Here is a 22,528-nt window from a genome sequence, read left to right on the forward strand (position 1 = left end):
TCAGACTTCCTCTGCGATGCTGGCCCAGGCGAACCAGTTGCCTCAGGTGGCCCTGTCACTGCTCTAAGCGATGATGCTCTGATAACGGCAGGCTGACATAAACGCCGCTGCGATTTGAACCGCAGCGGTATATCAGGAGGGGGAGGGCACGATGCCCTCCCTTTTGTTTGAGGACGCCATCTGTTTGCCATGCCCGGCGCAATGAGCTGGTTTAAGGCATAATAAGACCATGCTGTCGCAGCCTGTGTTTACATTAGGTATATGGCTGCCAAATGGTTACACTGGGCCCGTACGGCGACGCTGGAAATGTATAGCGGCATACGGCAAGAACAGGTATGTGTAGGGAGGAAACCCATGAGCGGTGAAATACAAATAGCTTCCACAGCCACATTTGCTGGGACATCGGCAACATACGACCGAGCCTTGCCGCCGGACGGGGCAAACAATGCCAGTCAAGTTGGCATAAAAAATGCTGGTTTTGCCGCGAAGGGCGAAGAGATTGGCAAGGTTGCCGCCTCAGAGCAGGTCTCTGGCACCCAGGCAACCAGCGAAGCAGATACCGAAGCCCTGCTGGAATTGACCGAGTCACTCACCGACATGATGAGCCTGATGCGTAAAGGCCTGGAGTTTAGGGTAGATGAAACCCAGGGCGCACCGGTGGTCAGTGTGATGGATATGGACTCGGGTGAACTGATAAGACAAATTCCTTCCGAAGAGGCTTTGGCCTTGGCTGAGAAAATGTCTGAAATTGCCGGTGTATTGATGAAGACTGAGGCGTAACTGGTACGTCACAATATGTAGGAGGTTAGCATGGCGGGTTTAACTGCGACCGGCATAGGTTCTGGGCTGGATATTAGTGGTATTGTTTCTGCTTTGGTTAATGCCGAGAAGGCACCCAAGGAGGCTAGGCTCAATCAGACTGAAGGGTTGATCAACACTCAAATTTCGGCGATAGGTGCGTTGAAAAGCAGTATTTCCGAGTTTATGGATAAGTTGAAACCCTTGTCTGAAAGCAAAACCTTTACCGGCTTTACTTCCAACTTATCCAAGAGCGATTATTTATCGGCCAAGGCGACGCCGGATGCTGTTGCCGGCAGTTACAACCTGGTGGTTGAACAGTTGGCGCAGAGCCAAAAGCTGGGTTCGGCCAATGTAACCGATGTGACCTCCCCTATTGGCAGTGGTTCGCTGGACATTGATGTTGCAGGTGAAAGCTTTGCAATTGAGGTCAATAGTGATGATTCGCTGCAGGATATAGTGAAAAAAATCAATAGCGCAGAGGATAATGTAGGGGTCACGGCGACTATTATCAACAGTGATGCCGGCCCCCAGATGGTGCTGACTTCCAATAAGACCGGAACAGACAATCAGATTCAATTATCGGCTACAGATGATACTGGCACTGCGTTGGCAGATACTTTCGCAATGACGGAAGTTCAAGCCGCTAAAGATGCCATATTGTATGTTGATGGTTTGAAGGTAACATCAAATTCCAATGAGGTTGAGAATGCCATTCAGGGGGTGACATTAAACCTCAAAGATGCGGATGCCGATAAAAGCACAACTCTGACCATAGAGCCGGACAGGGCTGGGGCAACCAAGGCGATTAAAGAGTTTGTTGATGCCTATAACAGCATGATGGAAACGGCCCGTGGGATGTCGAGTTATGATCCTAAGACCAAGCAGTCAGGTGTATTTCAAGGTGACTCTCTTATCCGGAGTTTACAAGGGCAATTTAGGGGTGCCATCTCATCGTCTTACGGTGAAGGTATGGCATTGGCCAATCTGGGGATCAAGACTACCCGCGATGGTTCCTTGGAACTTGATGAAGATCGTCTAAAAGAAGTTCTGGAAAATGATTTAGCCAATGTCACAGACTTTTTTACCAATGAAGAGAATGGGTTCGCGGCTAAAATGAAAAGCGTTGGTGATACCTATGTCCAAACTGGCGGATTGCTCGATAGTCGTGATGAATCACTGGATAATCGTCTGGCCAGGATTGGAGATGAACGCGAGTCTCTGGAATTAAAAATGAAGGCTTATGAGGATAGGCTCACTAAACAATACAATGCGATGGATTTATTGGTTGGTCAACTCAACTCTCAAGGAGCCTTGCTGAGCCAGCGTTTGAATTCTCTCCCTGGATTGGTATCCAATGATAAGTAACTCTATTATGGAGGTTAATTGAATTTGGAGCAGCAGATACTGTTGGACGAGTTGGCAAATTTGTCCAAGAAGCTTGTGGGGGTAGTAGACCAACTTGAGCAATGCTTGATGGAGCAGCTGGAAGAACATGAAGAGTTGGCTAGAGTCTTGCAGGGTTTGGTATTCGAGCGCCAAAAATTAATCGAACAGTTGGTAACATTACCACTGGAAAGTAGTCAAGATGTATTGGAACAACAACACCAACTGACTTTGGACATAGAACGTCGGATTTCTGTTGTTAGGAAAGCCTATGCCGATACTTTGATTACGCTCCGGGGGAATGATCGCAAACTGAATGTTTATCGAACCCTAGATTTTGAAAGGTAGGAACGAGCTATGAGAGGTTCACTGCAGTCGTATAGAACAGTTTCTCTGGAAAGCCAGCTTTCTGAGGCGAGTCCTCATAAAATCACTCAAATGATGTTCAGCGGGGCTTTGGAAAGAATCGCGCAGGCCAAAGCTGCGATGGAGCAAAATAATGTTGCCCAAAAAGGCGTCCTCTTGGGTAAAGCTATTGGTATTATCCAGGGGTTAAGAGGAAGCTTGGTAATGGAAGCCGGTGGTGAAATCGCTACCAACCTCAATAATCTGTATGACTTTATGCTGCGGCGTATTACAGAGGCGAATCTCAACAATGATGTGCAGGCTCTGGATGATGTTGCGGCTGTGCTGCGGGATATCAAAGAAGCCTGGGATGCTATCCCCGCCGATAAACATCACCTTACGGCTCATGAAGAAAATCGCTGAGTTATTGCTCACTCTGAACAAAGGCGCTTAAAGCGCCTTTTTGACATCCGTCATTTAATTGACGATATCGGTGTTTGTACCCTGAATTTAGACTAAAATCTGGAAGGGGTAGGCAGAAAAGCCATCCTAGGCTTGCTTATATCGTGCCGATAATACAATATTCAGCATTGCTAAAAATTTAGCTGAGTATGTGAAGAAAGCATTGCCAGACTTTCCAGAGCAACTAACACTAATAATTAATGCGAATCCATAATTGCCAAAGCTTAGCGGCCCACTGAATGATGCATACAGATCAACGAATTTTACTTGTCGGACCCCCCTCTGAGCGTACCAATCGCTTGTCTTGTGTTTTAGAGTTTATTGGTGAGCAAGTGGAAGTCGTGGCTCCCGATACCATTGATGCGCAATCTCCGGAAACTCGATGTCGGGCCATGATTTTGGTTGCAGATAGCGTAGAGGGTGATGCATTACAATCTCTGATGTTCAAACTGCCATGGCAGCCTATGTTGCTGCTTGGGCAGAGTAGCATTAGCTCCTCGAATCTGCTCGGCCGGATTGATGAACCCCTGAGCTATTCCCAGTTAACCGAGTTGTTGCACTTCTGTCAGGTTTTTGGCCAGGTCAAGCGGCCTCAGGTACCTACCAGTGCCAATCAGACAAAACTGTTCCGCAGTCTTGTTGGCCGTAGCGAAGGTATCGCCAATGTGCGCCATCTGATCAACCAGGTGGCCGGCTCTGATGCTACTGTGTTGGTGCTGGGGCCCTCTGGTACAGGCAAAGAAGTGGTTGCCCGTAATATCCATTATCTTTCAGAGCGTCGTGATGGCCCTTTTATTCCGGTCAATTGCGGCGCCATTCCACCGGAACTGTTGGAAAGTGAGCTGTTTGGTCATGAGAAAGGTTCTTTTACCGGCGCCATCAGCTCCCGTAAGGGGCGTTTTGAACTGGCCGAAGGCGGCACTTTGTTCCTCGATGAAATCGGCGATATGCCGCTGCAGATGCAAGTCAAGTTGCTGCGGGTGTTGCAGGAGAGAGTGTTTGAACGTGTGGGCGGCAACAAGGCGATTAACGCTGATGTACGGGTAGTTGCCGCGACTCACAGAAATCTGGAAACCATGATTGAAGAAGGAGAGTTCCGCGAAGACCTCTTCTATCGTCTCAATGTATTTCCCATCGAAATGCCGCCCCTTAGTGAGCGCCGGGATGATATCCCGCTATTATTGCAGGAGTTGGTCAGCCGGGTGTTCAATGAAGGCAAGGGCCGGGTGCGTTTTACCCAGCGTGCCATCGATTCGCTTAAGGAACATGGCTGGTCAGGTAATGTCCGTGAACTGTCCAATCTGGTTGAGAGGTTAACGATTCTCTACCCGGGTGGCCTGGTTGACGTTAATGACTTACCGGTTAAATACCGTCATATTGATGTGCCCGAGTACTCGGTTGAGGTTAGCGAAGAACAACTTGAGCGTGATGCTTTGGCATCTATCTTCAATGACGAAGAACCGGTTGATCTGCCTGATACCCGTTTCCCCAGTGAGCTGCCGCCTGAAGGAGTCAATCTTAAGGATCTCTTGGCTGAGTTGGAAATCGATATGATACGCCAAGCACTGGATCAGCAGGATAATGTCGTTGCCCGCGCGGCTGAAATGCTGGGTATTCGCCGCACCACTTTGGTGGAGAAAATGCGTAAATATGGCATGAGTAAAGATTAATATCCTGATAATTTTGACTTTTAAGTTGGCATAAAGTCTGCATTAACCCTGTCAGCATCGTATTTTTGACGGGGTTTATATGTCCGCAAGCCCGCTGGCACAGCTCGAAACCATCTCTCATCATGGCCGCGAATGGATCCCGGTAAGGGAAGCCGCCAATATGTCCAATCGTATGGAGCATATTCTGCAGGCCATGCCTTCGGGCGTCGTTATCCTCAATGGTGACGGCTTGGTCAGCGAAGCCAACCCGGTTGCCGAATCTTTGTTGGGTGTTCCTTTGGTGGGTCAGCGCTGGCTCACTATTATCAATCGCGCCTTCGCGCCGCAAAAAGACGATGGTCATGAAGTTTCCCTGCGAAATGGCCGCCGGGTGAAGCTGGCTATTACGCCGCTGACACCTGAGCAGGGGCAGCTGATTATGCTGACCGATCTCACCGAAACCCGGCTATTGCAGCAAAATCTTTCCCACCTTGAACGCCTGTCTGCTCTGGGAAAAATGGTTGCCACGCTGGCGCACCAAATACGCACTCCGCTTTCTGCCGCTTTACTTTATGCCGCTAATTTGGGTAGTCCAAGACTGGATACCGGCTCCAGAGAGCGTTTTCAGGGCAAACTGCTCGACAGACTTTCCGAGTTGGAACAGCAGGTCAATGACATGTTGTTGATTGCCAAAGGTAAGCAAGAGGAAGCCTGCGACAGAGTGCCTTTCTCGACAGTGCTGGAAAAAGTGATGGCCAACTGCGAGCCAATTGCCGCCAAGCAAAACGCCGAATTGAGTCTGCAACTTGAAGGTGACCGCGAGATGCAGGTCAATCTTCATGGATTGAGCTCTGCCATCAATAATCTGGTGATCAATAGCCTGGAAGCCGGTGCCACAAACGTCATTCTGCGCCTGAGCTGTGACCAGGCACTGCGCCTTGATGTGATAGATAACGGCAAGGGGCTTGATAGCAAGATGCAAAAACAGGTGTTGGAGCCTTTCTTTACCACCAAGCGTCAGGGCACAGGGCTTGGGCTGGCGGTGGTGCAGTCAGTCGTGCGCAGCCACGGCGGCAAATTGGATCTCAGCTGTGAGTTGGGCGCCGGTTGTACCGTTACGCTGAGCTTCCCACTGATGACAGCTTCTCAAGGGGGGACGGTATGAGCGAAGCAAAAATTCTTTTGGTGGAAGATGACGCCGCGCTCCGGGAAGCGCTGCTCGATACCTTGCTGCTGGCCTGTTACGAGTGTGTTGACGTCGCCAGCGCCGAAGAAGCGATAACGGCTTTGAAAGGTAATCGTTTTGACATGGTGATAAGCGATGTACAGATGGAGGGTATCGGCGGTATGGGGCTGCTGGATTATCTGCGTCAGCAACATCCGCAGTTGCCAGTCCTGTTGATGACGGCCTATGCCACTATTGATAATGCCGTCAGTGCTATCAAGTTGGGAGCGGTAGATTATCTCGCCAAGCCGTTTGCTCCTCAGGTGCTGCTTAATCAGGTGAGTCGTTATTTACGCCCCAAGGTGGTTAGTGGCAGCCCCGTAGTGGCTGATGAAAAGAGCTTGGCCTTGCTGGCATTGGCGCAGCGGGTAGCCGCTTCTGACGCCTCTGTGATGATAAGTGGCCCCAGCGGCTCGGGCAAAGAGGTGTTGGCTCGCTACATTCATCGGCACAGCCAAAGACCTGACGGGCCTTTTGTGGCGATTAACTGCGCTGCCATCCCGGAAAATATGCTCGAAGCCACCTTGTTTGGCTACGAGAAAGGCGCCTTTACCGGGGCTTATCAGGCTTGCCCCGGCAAGTTTGAACAAGCTCATGGTGGCACACTGCTGCTCGATGAGATTTCCGAGATGGAGCTGTCTTTGCAGGCCAAGCTGCTGCGGGTGCTGCAGGAGCGTGAGGTTGAACGCCTGGGGGGCCGCAAGACCATTAAGCTCGATGTCCGGGTACTGGCAACTTCCAACCGGGATCTGAAAGAGATGGTGGCCAAGGGCGAGTTTCGCGAAGATCTTTATTACAGGATCAATGTGTTCCCGCTTGCCTGGCCGGCATTGAATCAAAGACCGGCGGATATCATTCCGCTGGCCAAGCATCTGTTGGCACGCCATGCCGAAAATGCGGCAATTAACCCGGTTCCAGTTCTCAGCGATGCTGCCGTGCGGCGTTTGTTGGCCCATCGCTGGCCGGGGAATGTCCGTGAGCTGGATAACGTGATCCAGCGAGCACTGATCTTGAATCAAGGGCAGATAGAAGCCGGCGATATCATTATCGATTTGCAGGATGTTGCGCTGGGAGATACCACAGCCCAGGAAACGCCTGAGGCGCTCGGTGATGAGCTCAAGGCTCAGGAGCATGTGATTATTCTCGAGACTCTGGCCCAGTGTCAGGGCAGTCGCAAGCTGGTAGCCGAGAAATTGGGGATCAGTGCCCGCACTCTCAGATACAAGATGGCGCGCATGCGCGAGATGGGCATAGAGGTGCCCGCCTGAATATCCCCCAAAGCGGCCGTCAGGCCGCTTTCCAATCTTTATGTTTTTCCTCTGGCTCTGCTTGAATTCAGGGCCTTTAGCCATCTCAATTTTGATTATTCCACTTTTGGCAAACTAATTGCATAGAGTCCGGTAACCCAGATTTTTCGTCAATTCGCTGACGACAGGAGTGAGAAGATGCAAATAGGTGCCAATTCTTTATTGCAGGAAATGCAATCACTTAAAGGTGAAATTGCCCCAACGGGATTTCAGTCTTCGCCTGTACGTCAGGTGGGCAATACCTCAGGGGCCGACTTTAGCCAATTGCTGGCCCAGGCGGTCGGCAATGTCAGTGAGTTGCAAAGCACATCATCCAATCTGGCTACCCGGCTGGAGATGGGCGACACCACTGTGTCTCTGTCTGACACTGTTATTGCCCGCGAGAAAGCCAGCGTTGCCTTCGAGGCCACAGTGCAGGTGCGCAACAAGCTGGTTGAAGCCTACAAAGAGATTATGAGCATGCCTGTTTAAGGCCTGCTTGCATCACAGATCCCGGATAACAGGAACGCACAGTGAGCACAGAATTAGTAGCAGGATCCAATGTTTCCGCCGCTGGAACTACGCTGGATGGGGCCCAACAGGAAAACAAGTCGGGTGTATTGGGCTCCCTCGGGGGAGTGGATATGCTGCGGCAGATCACCATGATCCTGGCATTGGCTATCTGTCTGGCACTGGCGGTATTTGTGATGATTTGGGCTCAGGAGCCTGAATATCGGCCACTGGGCAAGATGGATACCCAGGAGATGGTACAGGTTCTCGATGTACTGGATAAGAACCGGGTGCCGTACAAGATTGAAGTCGATGTGATTACTGTGCCTGAAGACAAGTACCAGGACGTGAAGATGATGCTGAGCCGCGCCGGTATAGATTCCAGCGCCGATGCCAAGGATTATCTGAGCCAGGATTCCGGCTTTGGTGTCAGTCAGCGGATGGAACAAGCCCGGCTGAAGCAGAGTCAGGAGATGAATCTGGCGCGGGCGATTGAAGAGCTCAATAGTGTCAGCCGTGCCAAGGTGATCCTGGCGCTGCCAAAGGAAAATGTATTCGCCCGCAATCGCGCCAAACCCAGTGCCACAGTGGTGGTCAGTACCCGCAGGGGCGGTTTGGGCCAGGAAGAGGTTGATGCAATAGTAGATATTGTTGCCTCTGCAGTTCATGACATGGATCCCAGCCGGGTGACTGTGACAGACTCCAACGGCCGCTTGCTGAACTCAGGCAGTCAGGATGGGGTATCTGCCCGCGCCAGACGCGAGCTTGAGCTGGTGCAGCAAAAAGAAAACGAATACCGCAACAAGATAGATTCGATTCTGATGCCGATCCTCGGCCCGGAAAATTTCACTTCCCAGGTGGATGTCAGCATGGACTTCACCGCCGTCGAGCAAACAGCCAAGCGTTTCAACCCGGATCTGCCATCACTTCGCAGTGAAATGACAGTGGAAAACAACAGCGTTGGTGGCAGCAGTGGCGGCATCCCCGGAGCCCTTTCCAATCAGCCGCCGATGGAGTCCAATATTCCTGAAAACGCTGCCGATGCCGCAGAAAGCAGCAGTGTTACTTCAGGCAACAGCCATAGGGAAGCGACCCGTAATTTTGAGCTGGATACCACCATCAGCCATACCCGTCAGCAGATAGGTGTGGTACGCCGGGTCAGTGTCTCAGTGGCGGTCGACTACAAGGCAGGTGCTGCCGGTGAAAATGGTCAGGTCGCCAGAGTACCTCGCACAGGTGAAGAGATGGCCAATATCCGTCGCTTGCTGGAAGGCGCCGTTGGCTTCAACAGCCAAAGGGGCGACATGATAGAAGTGGTGACTGTGCCCTTTATGGATCAACTGGTTGAAGATTTGCCTGAGCCACCTCTGTGGGAGCAGCCCTGGTTCTGGCGGGCGATGAAACTCGGCATAGGTGCCTTGGTGATTTTGGTGCTTATCCTGTTCGTGGTGCGTCCCATGCTCAAACGCCTCATCTATCCCGATGGCCAGAATATGCCGGATGAACCTGCGCTGGGGCATGAGCTGGCAGATATTGAAGATCAGTACGCTGCCGACACCCTGGGCATGCTCAACCGCCCTGAAAGTGAATACAGCTATGCCGATGACGGTTCGATACTGATACCGGATCTGCACAAAGATGATGATATGATTAAGGCCATACGTGCTCTGGTGGCCAATGAACCTGAACTGTCCACCCAAGTGGTGAAGAACTGGTTGCAAGAAGATGCCTGAAAAAAAAGCGGATAAACCAGCCGAGAGCGGCTTCGACGTCAAGAATCTCAACGGGATTGAGAAGACCGCCATTTTGTTGCTGAGTCTCAGTGAAGCCGATGCGGCCTCTATTCTCAAACACTTGGAACCCAAACAGGTTCAAAAGGTGGGTATGGCCATGGCGGCCATGCAGGAGTTCGGCCAGGAGAAGGTGGTTGCGGTTCACAAGCTGTTTCTGGATGATATCCAGAAATACTCCTCCATAGGCTTTAACAGCGAAGAGTTTGTGCGCAAGGCACTGACTACCGCGCTGGGTGAAGACAAGGCCGGTAACCTTATCGAGCAGATTGTCATGGGCAGTGGCGCCAAAGGCCTCGACTCGCTCAAGTGGATGGACGCCAGGCAGGTGGCGACTATCATCCAGAATGAACACCCGCAGATCCAAACCATTGTTTTGTCCTATCTTGAACCGGATCAGGCAGCGGAAATCTTTGCCCAGTTCCCGGAAAACACCCGTCTCGATTTGATGATGCGTATCGCCAACCTTGAAGAGGTACAACCTGCAGCACTGCAGGAGCTTAACGACATCATGGAGAAACAGTTTGCCGGTCAGGGTGGCGCCCAGGCCGCCAAGATGGGTGGCTTGAAGGCTGCTGCCAACATTATGAACTACCTGGATACCGGGGTGGAGAGCCAACTGATGGAAACCCTGCGCGAGTCCGACGAAGAGATGGCGCAGCAGATCCAGGACTTGATGTTCGTGTTCGAAAACCTTATTGATGTCGACGACCGTGGTATTCAGACGCTGCTGCGGGAAGTGCAGCAGGATGTACTGATGAAGGCGCTCAAGGGCGCCGACGAGCCATTGAAGGAAAAGATCCTCGGCAATATGTCCAAACGTGCCGCCGAATTGCTGCGTGACGATCTCGAGGCCATGGGGCCAATTCGTATCAGCGAAGTGGAAGTGGCCCAGAAAGAGATATTGTCCATCGCCCGTCGCTTGTCCGATGCCGGAGAGATTATGCTCGGTGGCGGCGGCAGTGAAGAATTCCTCTGACAGGCGAGTTTGAATGACTGACAAAAAGGTGTCCCACAACATTTTGCCGCCGGATGAAGCGGACGAGTTTGTTCATTGGCAGTTGCCCGATGTGGGTGACGCCATGCCGCTTAAGCCGAGTAATCTGTTTGGCTATAAGCCTGGACGCATAGAGCCCAAGGCCGCCGAAGAGGCTGTATCACCACCGACTTTGGCTGAAATCGAATCTATCCGCGAGCAAGCCGAGCAGGAAGGTTTTGCCGAAGGCAAGGAACAAGGGCTGGCCAAAGGCCTGGAGGAAGGCCGTCTTCAGGGCTTGGAACAGGGCCACAGTGAAGGTTTTGCCCAGGGGCTTGAGCAAGGCCGGGAAGAAGGCTTGCAACAGGCCGCCGCCATGATAGAGCGTTTCGACGCCTTGCTCGCTCAGTTCGAGGCGCCGCTGGCGCTGCTGGATACCCAGATAGAAGAATCTTTGCTGACCTTGGTCGGCACTTTGGCGCGCAATCTTATTGCCCATGAGCTGAAGACCCACCCGGAACATATACTGGCGGCGCTCAGGCAAGGGATAGATGCCCTGCCTCTCAAAGAGCAGAAAGTGAATCTGCGCCTGCATCCCGAAGATATGGCTTTGGTCAGTGAGCTCTATGGTGAAGAGCAACTGACACGTAACCGCTGGACACTGGAAGCCGATCCCGGCCTCAACCGGGGCGATTGTGTGGTGGACAGCCAACGCTCGCAAGTGGATATGCGTCTGGAAACCCGTTTGGAAGGGGTGTTTGCCAATCTTGAAGCCGAACAATCCATGTTGGCGAAAAAGGCAGCCCAGCAGCAGGCCGCAATAGACGATAGGCCAAGCCTGCCTATACCGGACAGCGAGCAGGAGCAAACGCTTGCCGATGAACAAACTGCCGCGATAAACGATAAGACAGAGACTGCAAGCCAAGAGGGCGAACAGCCCAGCGAAGGAGACACTCATGATGCAGCAGCGCCGAAGCCAACTGCTGAGTGAACTCAAACACTTGGCTGAAAAGCAGGCGCCGTTTCAAGCGGTTGCCAGCGGCCAGTTGGTGCGGGTGGTTGGCCTGACGCTGGAAGCCAGTGGTTGCCGGGCGCCGGTTGGTAGTCTCTGCGCCATAGATACTATGGCGGGTAAGCTTATTGCCGAGGTGATAGGTTTTGACGATGAGCTGCTGTATTTGATGCCGGTGGAAGAACTCAGGGGCGTGCTGCCCGGCGCCAAAGTGATGCCGCTCGGTGAGCAAACCGGGCTCAGTGTTGGTTTGAGTCTTCTTGGTCGGGTGCTGGACGGCAACGGCCAGCCGCTTGATGGTATGGGCGCCCTGCACACAGACGAACAAGCCTCGCGCCACAGCCCGGCAATCAACCCCTTGGCCAGACGGGCGATTACCGAACCGCTCGATGTAGGCGTCAGAGCCATCAACGCCATGCTTACCGTGGGCAAGGGCCAACGTATGGGGCTCTTTGCCGGCTCCGGCGTGGGTAAGAGTGTGCTCCTTGGCATGATGACCCGCGGCACCACGGCCGATATTATTGTGGTTGGCCTGGTGGGGGAGCGTGGCCGGGAGGTGAAAGAGTTTATCGAAGAGATCCTGGGCGCCGAGGGGCGGGCCCGCTCTGTGGTCATAGCCGCCCCGGCCGATACCTCCCCCTTGATGCGCCTTCGCGCCTGCGAAACCTCGACTCGGATAGCCGAGTATTTTCGCGATCTCGGCTATGATGTTCTGCTGTTGATGGATAGCCTGACCCGTTACGCCCAGGCGCAGCGGGAAATCGCCCTGGCGGTCGGTGAGCCGCCGGCAACCAAGGGGTATCCGCCTTCGGTATTTGCCAAGTTGCCCCGTTTGGTGGAGCGCGCCGGTAATGGCGGTGAAGGGCAGGGCTCGATCACTGCCTTCTATACTGTGCTTACCGAAGGGGACGATCAGCAAGATCCCATTGCCGATGCCTCGCGGGCTATTTTGGATGGTCACATAGTGTTGTCACGGGCCTTGGCCGACTCTGGGCATTATCCGGCGATAGATATTGAAGCTTCCATCAGTCGGGTGGCACCTATGGTGATAAGCGAGGGGCACCTGGAAGCGATGCGACGCGTCAAGCAGGTTTATTCGCTCTACCAGCAAAACCGGGATCTGATCTCCATCGGTGCCTATTCCCAAGGCTCGGATCCGCGTATCGATAACGCCATACGCCTGCAACCCGCCATGAACGCCTTTTTGCGGCAGGGGATGCGCGATGCCATCAGTTTCAGCGATTGCCAGCAGATGTTGGGGCAGCTTGCCGCCCAATGTAAGGTGTAATGCTATTGAGTGCGGGAGTTTGCGTGCTCGACAAAAATGCAGTGACAATAGGGGAGCCTGATCTCAATAGAGCGCCGGGTTAAGGCCCGCAAGGCAGGCAATTTTAAGGAATAGTATTACAGATGGCGAAACCCGATCCTTTGCACACTGTGTTGAAATTGGCGGTCGAAGCCGAAGAGCAGGCGGCACTGCAGCTTAAAGCTGCGCAAATGGAATGCCAGAGGCGTAAGTCTCAGCTGCAGGCGCTGCAGGAATACCGTCTCGACTATATGAAGCAACTCGATGCTCAGCAGGGGCAGAGCATTGGCGCCTCCTATTACCAGCAGTTTCATCGATTTGTGCGTCAGGTAGATGATGCCATAGGGCAACAACTTGCTGTGGTCGCCGAGGCCGATAAGCAGCGGGGCTATCGGCAGCAACATTGGCTGGAGAAGCAGCAAAAGCGCAAGGCGGTGGAGATGTTGCTGGAGAAAAAAGCTCTGCAGGCCGAAGCCAAAGCTGCCAAACAGGAGCAGAAACTGATCGATGAGTTTGCTTCCCAGCATTTTTTCCGTCGTAAGCTCAAGCATTGAGCCCATTCCGACATCCATTCCCGGACAATTCCTTGAGAATTCATTCTATATTTTTTGTTGGCGTGAATTTTGCTTTGTTTGAGACAGAGACATTAATTCTGACTCGGCCTATCTTTATCTATTGAGGGCCTAGGTGCTGGAGGAAGGCATGCAGCAGTTATCCAATATCCTGTTCGGCAATGCAGGCAGCAAGGGAGTGGCCGCTACAGATGCGCTGCAATCAACTGATAACGAAGCTTTTTCTGCTGCTTATCAAGAGGCGCAGACTAAATTCTCATTCGACTCGCAAGGCGTTAAGCCGACATTTCCCGGCGGCAGTCTTGACAGTGAAAACTTCCATGCAAAGCAGGCTGTCGATGTCTCGCTCATTTTGGGGCAGATAGCCATGGGCAAGAACTTGCCGTCTGAAGACGGCACTATGGTCAACACTATGGCCACCAATATGGCCACCGAAGTCGATGAGCAAAGTCTGCTAACACAGATTGCCGCACTTACCGGGCTCAAGGAAGATGAGATCAAGGCCATGTCTCCCGAAGAACAGATACAGCTCCTGGAAAACCTTAAACAGAGTGGTGTCGAGCTTGGCATAGTAGCGATAGATAGCCCGGAAGGTGCAGAACTGATTACCGCTGACGAAAGTGACGAGAGTGAACAAGACAGCGCCAAACTGACCGATACTGATCAGGAAGCGGCAAGCAAAGGCGATAGCGAAGCAGAGGATGAAACCTTAGATGCTCCTTTACTGGCTCTTGATAAGACGGTTACGGCAGATAAGGCCAAGTCTCAGCAAGGCGAGCAACAAATGGGCTGGGCGGATGCTGATAAGTCAGCGCGTAAGGCGGCGACTCAGGATGGTATGGCTGCTGTGGCTCGTGAAGCAGTGCTTAATGCTGCTGAGGAAAAGAGTGACAAGATCTTGGCGCAAAGCGCAATTGCCGATAAGGCCAAGACAGATACTGCCGGCAAGTTGGACGCTGCGGTGGCAACGGCGGCAACGTCTGTTGGCGCTGACGGCAAGAGTGACAAAGCTACGGCCAAGGATGTTCTGGCAGGCGTGCTGAAGGCGGAGGCGAAAGGTGTGCAGAGCGCTGCCGAGGTACGAAGCCCTGTGAGTGACGCCATACATCAGGCGCTCAAGGGGGATGCGGCATCAACCCAGACAGATATCAGCCCATTCCAGCAACAGCTGCATCAACAAGGATTACAGCCTCCCCTGCGGGGAGAGATGGCCCAATATCAACTGTCGTTGAGGCAGGGGATGGAGCAATCACTGCAAACCGCCGATATGGTACAGCGTTTTGCCCCCGTGATGCGGCAGCAGTTGATTACCATGGTCAGTAATGGTGTGCAGCAGGCTGAAATTCGTCTCGACCCACCAGAGCTTGGAGCCATGATGGTCAGGGTTCAGGTGCATGGTGATCAGACTCAGGTGCAGTTCCATGTCACCCAACCACAAACCCGGGATATGCTGGAACAGGCCATGCCCAGATTGAGAGAAATGCTGCAGGAGCAGGGAATGAACCTGGCCGATAGCCACATCTCTCAAGGTGGTCGGGAGCAAGGCGAGCAGCAAGGTGGCAATGGAGGTGGTTTTGCCCAAGAGGGTGCCAATGGTGAAATTTCCGCCGAAGAAACGGCACAAAGCACAAATCACACAACAAGTTATGGCTCGGGTATAGATTATTACGCCTGAGCAGGTAACCTATAGGGATGGTATTTTCCGCGGGCATTGCGGTTGATTAAGGGAAAGGGTAGAGAATGGCAGAGCAAGAAGAGCTTGAGCTGCAAGAGGCGCAGGCGCCTAAAAGTAAAAAGAAACTCTTTATCTTCGGTGGCATAGGTCTGGTGGTGTTGCTGCTCATTGGCGCTGGCTTGTGGTTTTTCCTGGGGGGCTCAGATGATTCTGCGAACGATGCGGCCAAGGGTGAGCAGGAAACCGAAGTCACTCAGGTCAACGACAGCAGGGAAGCCTTCTATGTCGCTATGCCCAGGCCGTTTCTGTTTAATTTGCCGGGAGCCAATCGCTCCAGGCTGGTGGAGATCAAGGTGCAGCTTATGGTGCGGGGCAGTGATGACGATGTCACTATCAGGAAGCATGTTCCATTGATTGAAGATGCACTGCTGACTACCTTCAGTGGTGCCGATGTCGAAAAGCTCAGCAGCCAGGCGGGTAAGGATGAGCTCAGGCAGTTGGCGCTGCTCAATGTGCAAAACACGCTGCAACCGGTGACAGGCCGAAAAGTGGTTGAAAAAGTGCTGTTTACCGGCTTTGTGATGCAGTAACAGGGACAAGAGGCGAAGGCAATATCGTGAGTGATTTATTAAGCCAAGACGAAATTGATGCGCTGCTGCATGGCGTGGACGACGTCGAAGAAGATGATTCGCAGGAGTCGACTCTTGAAGCTCAGTCCTATGACTTTTCTTCCCAGGATCGTATTGTCCGTGGCCGGATGCCGACCCTGGAAATTGTCAATGAGCGCTTTGCCCGTCATCTGCGGATCAGCATGTTCAACATGATGCGCCGGGCCGCCGAAGTCTCCATTAACGGCGTACAAATGCTCAAGTTTGGTGAATATGTACATACTTTGTTTGTGCCAACCAGCTTGAATATGGTGCGCTTTAGTCCGCTCAAGGGCACGGCACTGATCACCATGGAAGCCAGATTGGTGTTCATTCTGGTGGACAACTTCTTCGGTGGTGATGGCCGTTTCCACGCCAAGATTGAAGGACGGGAGTTCACCCCGACAGAGCGGCGCATAGTGCAACTGCTATTGAAGATCATCTTTGAAGATTACAAAGATGCCTGGGCGCCTGTGATGGATGTCGAATTCGACTATCTGGACTCAGAGGTTAACCCGGCGATGGCCAATATCGTCAGCCCGACTGAAGTGGTTGTGGTTAACTCCTTTCATATTGAGGTAGACGGTGGTGGTGGCGATTTCCACATCACCATGCCTTATTCTATGATCGAGCCAATCCGTGAACTCTTGGATGCCGGGGTTCAAAGTGACAAGCAAGATACTGATATGCGCTGGTCTCAAGCGCTGAAAGACGAGATCATGGATGTCGAGGTGGGGCTGGATGCGCGCTTGCTTGAAAAAGAGATGACCTTAAGAGACGTGATGGAGTTCAAGGCCGGTGATGTGATCCCGGTTGATCTGCCTGAGCATATAGTGATGAAGATTGAAGACTTGCCTACTTACAGATGTAAGTTGGGGAGAGTCAAGGAAAATCTGGCGCTGAAGATCTGCGATAAGATCCCGCGTCCGGAAACGGTCAAGACCGAACTGCAGCTGGTAACCCGCAAAGGGAAATCCAAGGATATCTCGGAAATATAAGGTGAGAGAGAATGAGTACTGAAGAGATGGACGATTGGGCTGCCGCCATGGCTGAGCAGGCTGAAGAAGAGGCCAAAGCGGTTGATTTGGATGAGCTGAAGAATGATGCCAAGCCCTTGTCGGAAGCGGAAGCCGCCAAACTGGATACCATTTTGGATATTCCCGTGACTATCTCCATGGAGGTGGGACGCAGTTTTATCAGCATTCGCAACCTGTTGCAGCTTAACCAAGGCTCGGTAGTGGAACTGGATAGAGTCGCCGGTGAACCTTTGGATGTGATGGTCAACGGCACCTTGATTGCTCATGGTGAAGTGGTTGTGGTCAACGACAAGTTCGGTATCCGTTTGACGGATGTGATAAGCCAGACAGAACGCATCAAGAAACTTAAATAAGCCGGTGGCCATGACTCAAACAACGACCCAGGCGGCAACCGCCTTGACTCACGACGGCGGCAACAGCCTGGCGACCATGGCCAGCATGATGGGTGGGCTTATCCTGGTACTGGCGCTGATTTTTGTGCTGGCTTATCTGGTTAAACGCCTTAATCTGGTGCCGGGCAGCCAATCGGCTATCAAGACGCTGGCGGTTACCCCGCTCGGGCAAAAAGAAAGGTTGGTGTTGGTGGAGCTGGACGGTCAGCAGTACCTGCTGGGAGTTACCGCGGCGCAAGTTTCCCTGGTGGATAAGCTGGAGCGGCCGGTGACCATAGACAACGAGAGCTTCGCCGCCAAGCTCAGACAAGCCAGGGTGAAACCATGATGAAATATTGGCCACTCCTGCTACTTCCCCTGATATTGTTGCCAGGCTTTGCTCAAGCTCAGGATGCGCTGTTTCCTGCGGTAACCGTGACTACCGGGCCGGATGGTTCGACCCAGTATTCGGTGACCATGCAGATCTTGCTGCTGATGACCGCCATGAGCTTCCTGCCGGCCATGGTGATTATGCTGACTTCTTTCACCCGTATCATAGTCGTCTTATCTATCTTGCGACAGGCGATAGGGTTGCAACAGACTCCCTCCAACCAGGTTCTTATTGGTATGAGCCTGTTTATGACCTTCTTTATCATGGCGCCAGTGTTTGACCGTATCTATGATGACGCAGTGCAGCCTTACATGAATGACAGCATGACCTTGCAGCAGGCATTCGATGCCGGACAATCGCCGCTTAAAAAGTTTATGTTGTCGCAGACCCGCACCACAGATCTCAACTCCTTTATTGAGATCTCAGGTTATCAGAATATCAACAATCCTGAAGATGCTCCCATGACTGTGGTGATCCCGGCCTTTATCACCAGTGAGCTCAAGACCGCATTCCAAATAGGCTTTATGCTATTCGTGCCATTTCTGGTACTGGATTTGGTGGTGGCCAGTATCCTGATGGCCATGGGTATGATGATGTTGTCCCCCATGATTGTTTCCTTGCCGTTTAAGATCATGCTGTTTGTACTGGTCGATGGTTGGACCCTGGTGATGGGTACACTTGCCGGCAGCTTCGGTTTATAGGAGGCATAAATGACTCCCGAAGCACTGATCGACATTTTTCGCGAAGCCCTGGCGGTGATTGTGTTGATGGTTTCGGCCATAGTGGTGCCCGGGTTAGTTATAGGTTTGATTGTGGCCGTGTTTCAGGCGGCAACCTCCATTAACGAACAGACATTGAGTTTTCTGCCCAGGCTCTTGATGACTCTGTTCGCACTCATGTTTCTTGGCCATTGGCTGGTACGCACCATGATGGAGTTCTTTATCGAGATGGTTCACAGGATCCCACAAGTGGTGGGCTGAACCATGGAGATACTGTTCGACAGCATTCAACAAACCCTGGCCGCCTATCTTTGGCCCCTGTTTCGGGTGGCCAGCATGTTGATGGTGATGGCGGTTTTTGGTGCCAATACCACGCCCGCCAGAGTCCGTTTATTGCTTTCGCTGGCCCTGACGGTGGCGATAGCACCTGTCCTGCCGCCCATGCCCGGGGTGGACCTTTTCTCTCTGGCGGCGGTATTTATTACTGCTCAGCAAATTCTTATCGGCACTGCCATGGGTTTTGTCACCTTACTTATCATGCAAACCTTTGTGCTGACCGGGCAGATAATCGGTATGCAGACCAGTTTGGGTTTTGCCTCTATGGTGGATCCCAGCTCAGGGCAGCAGACACTTGTGATAGGTAACTTCTTTTTGCTGCTCACCACCATGATCTTCCTGGCGGTCGATGGTCACCTGGTGATGATACGTATGTTGGTGGCAAGCTTTGAAACCTTGCCGGTATCCAATGAAGGGATAAAAATCGCCAATTATCGAACTCTGGCCGAGTGGGGCAGTTATATGTTTGGTGCCGCTTTGACCATGTCTATCTCGGCCATTGTGGCTTTGCTTACCGTTAACCTTTCTTTCGGGGTAATGACCCGGGCGGCGCCACAGCTGAACATCTTTGCCATAGGTTTTCCCGTCACCATGATAGGCGGGCTGATTATTCTGTGGCTGACGCTGGGGCCTGTAATGGCTCACTTCGATGAGGTTTGGCATGCGGCGCAGCTGTTGCTGTGTGACATGCTGGAGCTGACCTGTAATCTGGATGGAGTGCCCTGATGGCAGAAAACGAAGATGGGCAGGAAAAAACCGAGGAGGCAACCTCCAGGCGCTTGCAACAGGCCAGAGAGAAAGGGCAGGTTGCAAGGTCAAAAGAGTTAGGCACTTCAGCGGTATTATTGGCTGCAGCTCTAGGTTTTGCCATGTTGGGGCCAAGTCTGGCTGCCAGTCTGGCCTCGGTCATGAGCCGTCTCTTCTCCATGGAGCGGGATCAGATATTCGATACCAATAGTCTGTTCAATGTCTGGGGTATAGTTGCCGCCGAGCTGGGTTGGCCTATGGCCGGTTTTATTCTGTTTCTCGGTTTCGTGGCCTTTGTCGGTAATATTGTCCTCGGTGGTATTAGTTTCTCGGCTCAGGCATTTATGCCCAAGGGCAGCAAGATGAACCCCTTGAACGGCTTTAAACGTATGTTTGGGGTACAGGCGCTGGTGGAGTTGGCCAAGGGGATTGCCAAGTTTTCTGTGGTGGCACTATCGGCTTATCTGCTGCTGAGTTTTTATTTCGACGATATCCTGAGGTTGTCGCAGGATCACTTGCCGGGCAATATACGCCATGCACTGGAGCTCTTGGTATGGATCTTTATTTTGCTCTGCGCTTCGACCTTAGTGATAGTGGTGATCGATGTGCCGTTTCAAATTTGGAATCACGCCAAACAGTTGCGGATGACCAAACAGGAAGTCAAGGACGAGTACAAAGACACTGAAGGCAAGCCTGAAGTCAAAGGCCGTATTCGCCAGTTGCAAAGGGAGATGGCCCAGCGGCGGATGATGACCGAAGTGCCCAATGCCGATGTGATAGTGGTTAACCCTGAGCACTTTGCGGTGGCGATAAAATATGATGTCGACAAGTCACCGGCGCCCTTTGTGCTTGCCAAAGGTGTCGACGATGTGGCCTTTAAAATCCGTGAAATTGCCAGGGAGCACCAAGTCGCCATAGTGTCGGCGCCGCCATTGGCGCGGGCGATTTACCATACCACCAAGCTTAATCAACAGATCCCCGAAGGTCTTTTCACCGCTGTGGCCCAAGTGCTCGCCTATGTGTTCCAGCTCAGGCAATACCAAAAAGGCAAGGGCACACGGCCCAAACCCATTCCTCTCAATCAACCCATTCCGGATGAATACAAGCAGTATTGAGGTGAACTTGGCGTGAAACTTGCTGAACTCAGCCCAAGTGTCAAACTTCAGGCTAATAGTGAATGGATGTTAAAGCGACGCTCGGGCAACTGAGGCAAGTAAAACCGGCAAACTTCAAGGGCGTAGGCACGCCGCTTCTGGTGCTGGCGACATTGGCCATGATAGTTTTGCCTATGCCGGCCTTTCTGCTGGATATCCTGTTTTCCTTCAATATCGCTTTGGCGCTGGTGGTGCTCTTGGTGGCTGTTTATACCCAAAGGCCGCTGGATTTTGCCGCTTTCCCGACCGTTTTGCTGGTTGCCACTTTGCTCAGACTGGCGCTTAACGTCGCCTCTACCCGGGTGGTGTTGCTTGAAGGTCACAATGGTGGTGATGCAGCCGGTAAAGTGATTGAAGCCTTCGGCTCGGTGGTGATCGGCGGTAACTATGCCGTGGGTCTAGTGGTGTTCCTCATTCTGATTATCATCAACTTTGCCGTGGTGACCAAAGGTGCAGGGCGTATCTCTGAGGTAAGTGCTCGCTTTACCTTGGATGCTATGCCGGGTAAACAGATGGCGATTGATGCTGACCTCAATGCTGGGATCCTTAACCAGGAGCAGGCCAGGGTGCGCCGCGAAGAGGTGACCCGCGAGGCTGACTTCTACGGCTCTATGGATGGTGCCTCCAAGTTTGTTAAAGGGGACGCGATTGCCGGTATTTTGATCTTGGTGATCAATATTCTCGGTGGTTTCATCATAGGTATAGTCCAGCACGGGCTGAGTTTTTCCCAAGCGGTAGAGATTTACACCCTGCTGACCATAGGTGACGGCTTGGTAGCGCAGATCCCAGGGCTGCTGTTGTCGATTGCTGCGGCGCTGATGGTGACCCGCCAGAATGAGTCCGGCGATATGGGACAGCAGGTCGTACAGCAGATGTTCGACAATCCCAAATCTTTGATGATCGCTTCGGCAGTGCTCTTTGTGATGGGAATAGTACCCGGCATGCCACATCTGGCATTTTTAACCTTTGCAGTACTGACCTCTGTGGGCGCTTTCTTTATCTATAAGCGCAATGAAAAGAACAAACAACAGGCGCTGGAACTGGCCAAGAAAGGGCCGACCGAGAAAAGCCTTAGTGAACCTAAAGAGCTTAGTTGGGACGATGTGCGTCATGTTGACACCATAGGCTTGGAGGTGGGTTATCGCCTTATTCCTTTGGTGGATAAAGGTCAGGGCGGCGAGCTTCTTGGCCGTATCAAAGGGGTTCGCAAGAAGTTGTCTCAGGAGCTGGGATTCCTGGTGCCGGCGGTGCATATCCGCGACAACCTGGACCTTTCCCCAAATGCCTATCGTATCTCCTTGATGGGGGTGGCCAGTGGTGAAGCCGAAGTGCGTCACGATTGCGAATTGGCAATCAACCCGGGCCAGGTATTTGGTAAGCTGGATGGCATAGAAACCAAAGATCCCGCCTTTGGTCTGGATGCGGTATGGATTGCACCCGAGCTCAGAGAACACGCCCAAACCCTGGGTTACACGGTTGTGGATGCCGCCACTGTGGTCGCTACCCATCTCAGCCAACTTTTGACCAACAACGCCTCCAAACTGCTGGGTTATGAAGAAGTGCAACAGTTGCTGGATATGCTGGCCAAGCATTCGCCCAAATTGGTCGATGGTTTTATTCCCGATGTGATGACCTTGGGGAATGTGGTTAAAGTGATGCAAAACTTGCTTAATGAAGGGGTGTCGATTCGGGATCTGCGTACCATAGTGCAAACTTTGCTTGAGTATGGGCCCAAAAGTAATGATACCGAGGTGTTGACCGCCGCCGTGCGTATTGCCCTCAAACGTATGATAGTGCAGGAGATAGCCGGTCCTGAGCCGGAAATCCCCGTCATAACTTTGGCGCCAGAATTGGAACAGATGTTGCATCAGTCAATGCAGGCGACAGGGGGCGAAGGTCCGAATATCGAGCCGGGACTGGCAGAGCGTATGCAACAGTCACTGGCAGGCGCAGCCCAGAAGCAGGAAATGGTCGGTCAGCCCGCCATATTGCTGACATCCGGCATGCTGCGTTCTACCCTGTCTCGTTTTGTTAAGCACACTATTCCCAATCTGCGGGTGATCTCTTATCAGGAGATCCCAGACGAGAAACAGATACGTATAGTGTCAGCCGTTGGCCAACAGGGGTAACCGAG

General features: G+C 52.5%; 23 protein-coding genes. All 23 read left to right on the forward strand.

The genetic code is table 11. From position 1 onward, the window contains the following. Positions 1-354: 354 nt before the first annotated feature. The 23 genes from CX651_RS11150 (at position 355) to flhA (ending at position 22,523) form a co-directional block, all read left to right on the forward strand. Complete coding sequence (locus CX651_RS11150; RefSeq protein ID WP_101056060.1) at positions 355-780, forward strand: flagellar protein FlaG; 426 nt, start codon at positions 355-357, stop codon at positions 778-780. 30 nt (positions 781-810) lie between these two features. Continuing rightward, positions 811-2,166 (forward strand): flagellar filament capping protein FliD, encoded by a 1,356-nt coding sequence (fliD, locus tag CX651_RS11155; protein WP_101056061.1) that lies wholly within the window; start codon positions 811-813, stop codon positions 2,164-2,166. Between the two features lie 18 nt (positions 2,167-2,184). Then, the gene (locus CX651_RS11160) at positions 2,185-2,532 is read left to right on the forward strand and encodes a hypothetical protein (protein ID WP_101056062.1); all 348 of its coding nucleotides are present in this window, start codon (positions 2,185-2,187) and stop codon (positions 2,530-2,532) included. A 9-nt stretch (positions 2,533-2,541) separates the two neighbouring features. Next, positions 2,542-2,952 (forward strand): flagellar export chaperone FliS, encoded by a 411-nt coding sequence (gene fliS, locus CX651_RS11165; protein WP_039035634.1) that lies wholly within the window; start codon positions 2,542-2,544, stop codon positions 2,950-2,952. Between the two features lie 278 nt (positions 2,953-3,230). Continuing rightward, positions 3,231-4,661: a sigma-54 dependent transcriptional regulator gene (locus tag CX651_RS11170; protein ID WP_039035635.1), complete on the forward strand. Its 1,431-nt coding sequence runs from the start codon at positions 3,231-3,233 to the stop codon at positions 4,659-4,661. Positions 4,662-4,740: 79 nt separating this feature from the next. After that, positions 4,741-5,805: a sensor histidine kinase gene (locus CX651_RS11175; protein WP_101056063.1), complete on the forward strand. Its 1,065-nt coding sequence runs from the start codon at positions 4,741-4,743 to the stop codon at positions 5,803-5,805. Continuing rightward, positions 5,802-7,133, forward strand: coding sequence for a sigma-54-dependent transcriptional regulator (locus tag CX651_RS11180; RefSeq protein ID WP_101056064.1), 1,332 nt, complete (start codon positions 5,802-5,804; stop codon positions 7,131-7,133). The genes CX651_RS11175 and CX651_RS11180 overlap by 4 nt, the downstream gene beginning before the upstream one ends. A gap of 177 nt (positions 7,134-7,310) precedes the next feature. Then, positions 7,311-7,643, forward strand: coding sequence for a flagellar hook-basal body complex protein FliE (fliE, locus tag CX651_RS11185; RefSeq protein ID WP_039035638.1), 333 nt, complete (start codon positions 7,311-7,313; stop codon positions 7,641-7,643). Positions 7,644-7,684: 41 nt separating this feature from the next. Continuing rightward, positions 7,685-9,394 carry a flagellar basal-body MS-ring/collar protein FliF gene (fliF, locus tag CX651_RS11190; protein WP_101056065.1) on the forward strand — a complete coding sequence of 570 codons (1,710 nt, stop codon included), beginning with the start codon at positions 7,685-7,687 and terminating at the stop codon, positions 9,392-9,394. After that, positions 9,387-10,430: a flagellar motor switch protein FliG gene (fliG, locus tag CX651_RS11195; protein WP_025011061.1), complete on the forward strand. Its 1,044-nt coding sequence runs from the start codon at positions 9,387-9,389 to the stop codon at positions 10,428-10,430. The genes fliF and fliG overlap by 8 nt, the downstream gene beginning before the upstream one ends. Before the next feature lie 13 nt (positions 10,431-10,443). Further along, positions 10,444-11,418 carry a flagellar assembly protein FliH gene (fliH, locus tag CX651_RS11200; protein WP_101056066.1) on the forward strand — a complete coding sequence of 325 codons (975 nt, stop codon included), beginning with the start codon at positions 10,444-10,446 and terminating at the stop codon, positions 11,416-11,418. Further along, the gene (fliI, locus tag CX651_RS11205; protein ID WP_101056100.1) at positions 11,387-12,727 is read left to right on the forward strand and encodes a flagellar protein export ATPase FliI; all 1,341 of its coding nucleotides are present in this window, start codon (positions 11,387-11,389) and stop codon (positions 12,725-12,727) included. The genes fliH and fliI overlap by 32 nt, the downstream gene beginning before the upstream one ends. A 122-nt stretch (positions 12,728-12,849) precedes the next feature. Continuing rightward, entirely contained in the window at positions 12,850-13,299 is a 450-nt protein-coding gene (fliJ, locus tag CX651_RS11210) for a flagellar export protein FliJ (protein WP_101056067.1), read from the forward strand. A 148-nt stretch (positions 13,300-13,447) separates the two neighbouring features. After that, complete coding sequence (locus tag CX651_RS11215) at positions 13,448-14,992, forward strand: flagellar hook-length control protein FliK (protein WP_101056068.1); 1,545 nt, start codon at positions 13,448-13,450, stop codon at positions 14,990-14,992. 65 nt (positions 14,993-15,057) lie between these two features. Beyond that, positions 15,058-15,582, forward strand: a complete 525-nt coding sequence (gene fliL, locus CX651_RS11220; RefSeq protein WP_101056069.1) for a flagellar basal body-associated protein FliL — start codon at positions 15,058-15,060, stop codon at positions 15,580-15,582. A 26-nt stretch (positions 15,583-15,608) separates the two neighbouring features. Next, entirely contained in the window at positions 15,609-16,637 is a 1,029-nt protein-coding gene (gene fliM, locus CX651_RS11225) for a flagellar motor switch protein FliM (RefSeq protein WP_101056070.1), read from the forward strand. An 11-nt stretch (positions 16,638-16,648) separates the two neighbouring features. Next, on the forward strand, positions 16,649-17,029 hold the full coding sequence (gene fliN, locus CX651_RS11230; protein WP_101056071.1) for a flagellar motor switch protein FliN: 381 nt from the start codon (positions 16,649-16,651) through the stop codon (positions 17,027-17,029). A 10-nt stretch (positions 17,030-17,039) separates the two neighbouring features. Further along, positions 17,040-17,396 (forward strand): flagellar biosynthetic protein FliO, encoded by a 357-nt coding sequence (gene fliO / locus CX651_RS11235; protein ID WP_101056072.1) that lies wholly within the window; start codon positions 17,040-17,042, stop codon positions 17,394-17,396. Further along, positions 17,393-18,139, forward strand: coding sequence for a flagellar type III secretion system pore protein FliP (gene fliP / locus CX651_RS11240; protein WP_101056073.1), 747 nt, complete (start codon positions 17,393-17,395; stop codon positions 18,137-18,139). The genes fliO and fliP overlap by 4 nt, the downstream gene beginning before the upstream one ends. 9 nt (positions 18,140-18,148) lie before the next feature. Further along, complete coding sequence (gene fliQ / locus CX651_RS11245; protein WP_039035647.1) at positions 18,149-18,418, forward strand: flagellar biosynthesis protein FliQ; 270 nt, start codon at positions 18,149-18,151, stop codon at positions 18,416-18,418. Between the two features lie 3 nt (positions 18,419-18,421). Beyond that, positions 18,422-19,219, forward strand: a complete 798-nt coding sequence (gene fliR, locus CX651_RS11250; RefSeq protein ID WP_101056074.1) for a flagellar biosynthetic protein FliR — start codon at positions 18,422-18,424, stop codon at positions 19,217-19,219. Next, complete coding sequence (gene flhB, locus CX651_RS11255) at positions 19,219-20,355, forward strand: flagellar biosynthesis protein FlhB (RefSeq protein ID WP_039035649.1); 1,137 nt, start codon at positions 19,219-19,221, stop codon at positions 20,353-20,355. Before fliR ends, flhB begins: the two co-directional genes overlap by 1 nt. Positions 20,356-20,417: 62 nt before the next feature. Further along, the gene (gene flhA, locus CX651_RS11260) at positions 20,418-22,523 is read left to right on the forward strand and encodes a flagellar biosynthesis protein FlhA (protein ID WP_101056075.1); all 2,106 of its coding nucleotides are present in this window, start codon (positions 20,418-20,420) and stop codon (positions 22,521-22,523) included. Positions 22,524-22,528: the final 5 nt, after the last annotated feature.

This window comes from Shewanella chilikensis, assembly GCF_002836945.1.
Lineage (GTDB): Bacteria > Pseudomonadota > Gammaproteobacteria > Enterobacterales > Shewanellaceae > Shewanella > Shewanella chilikensis.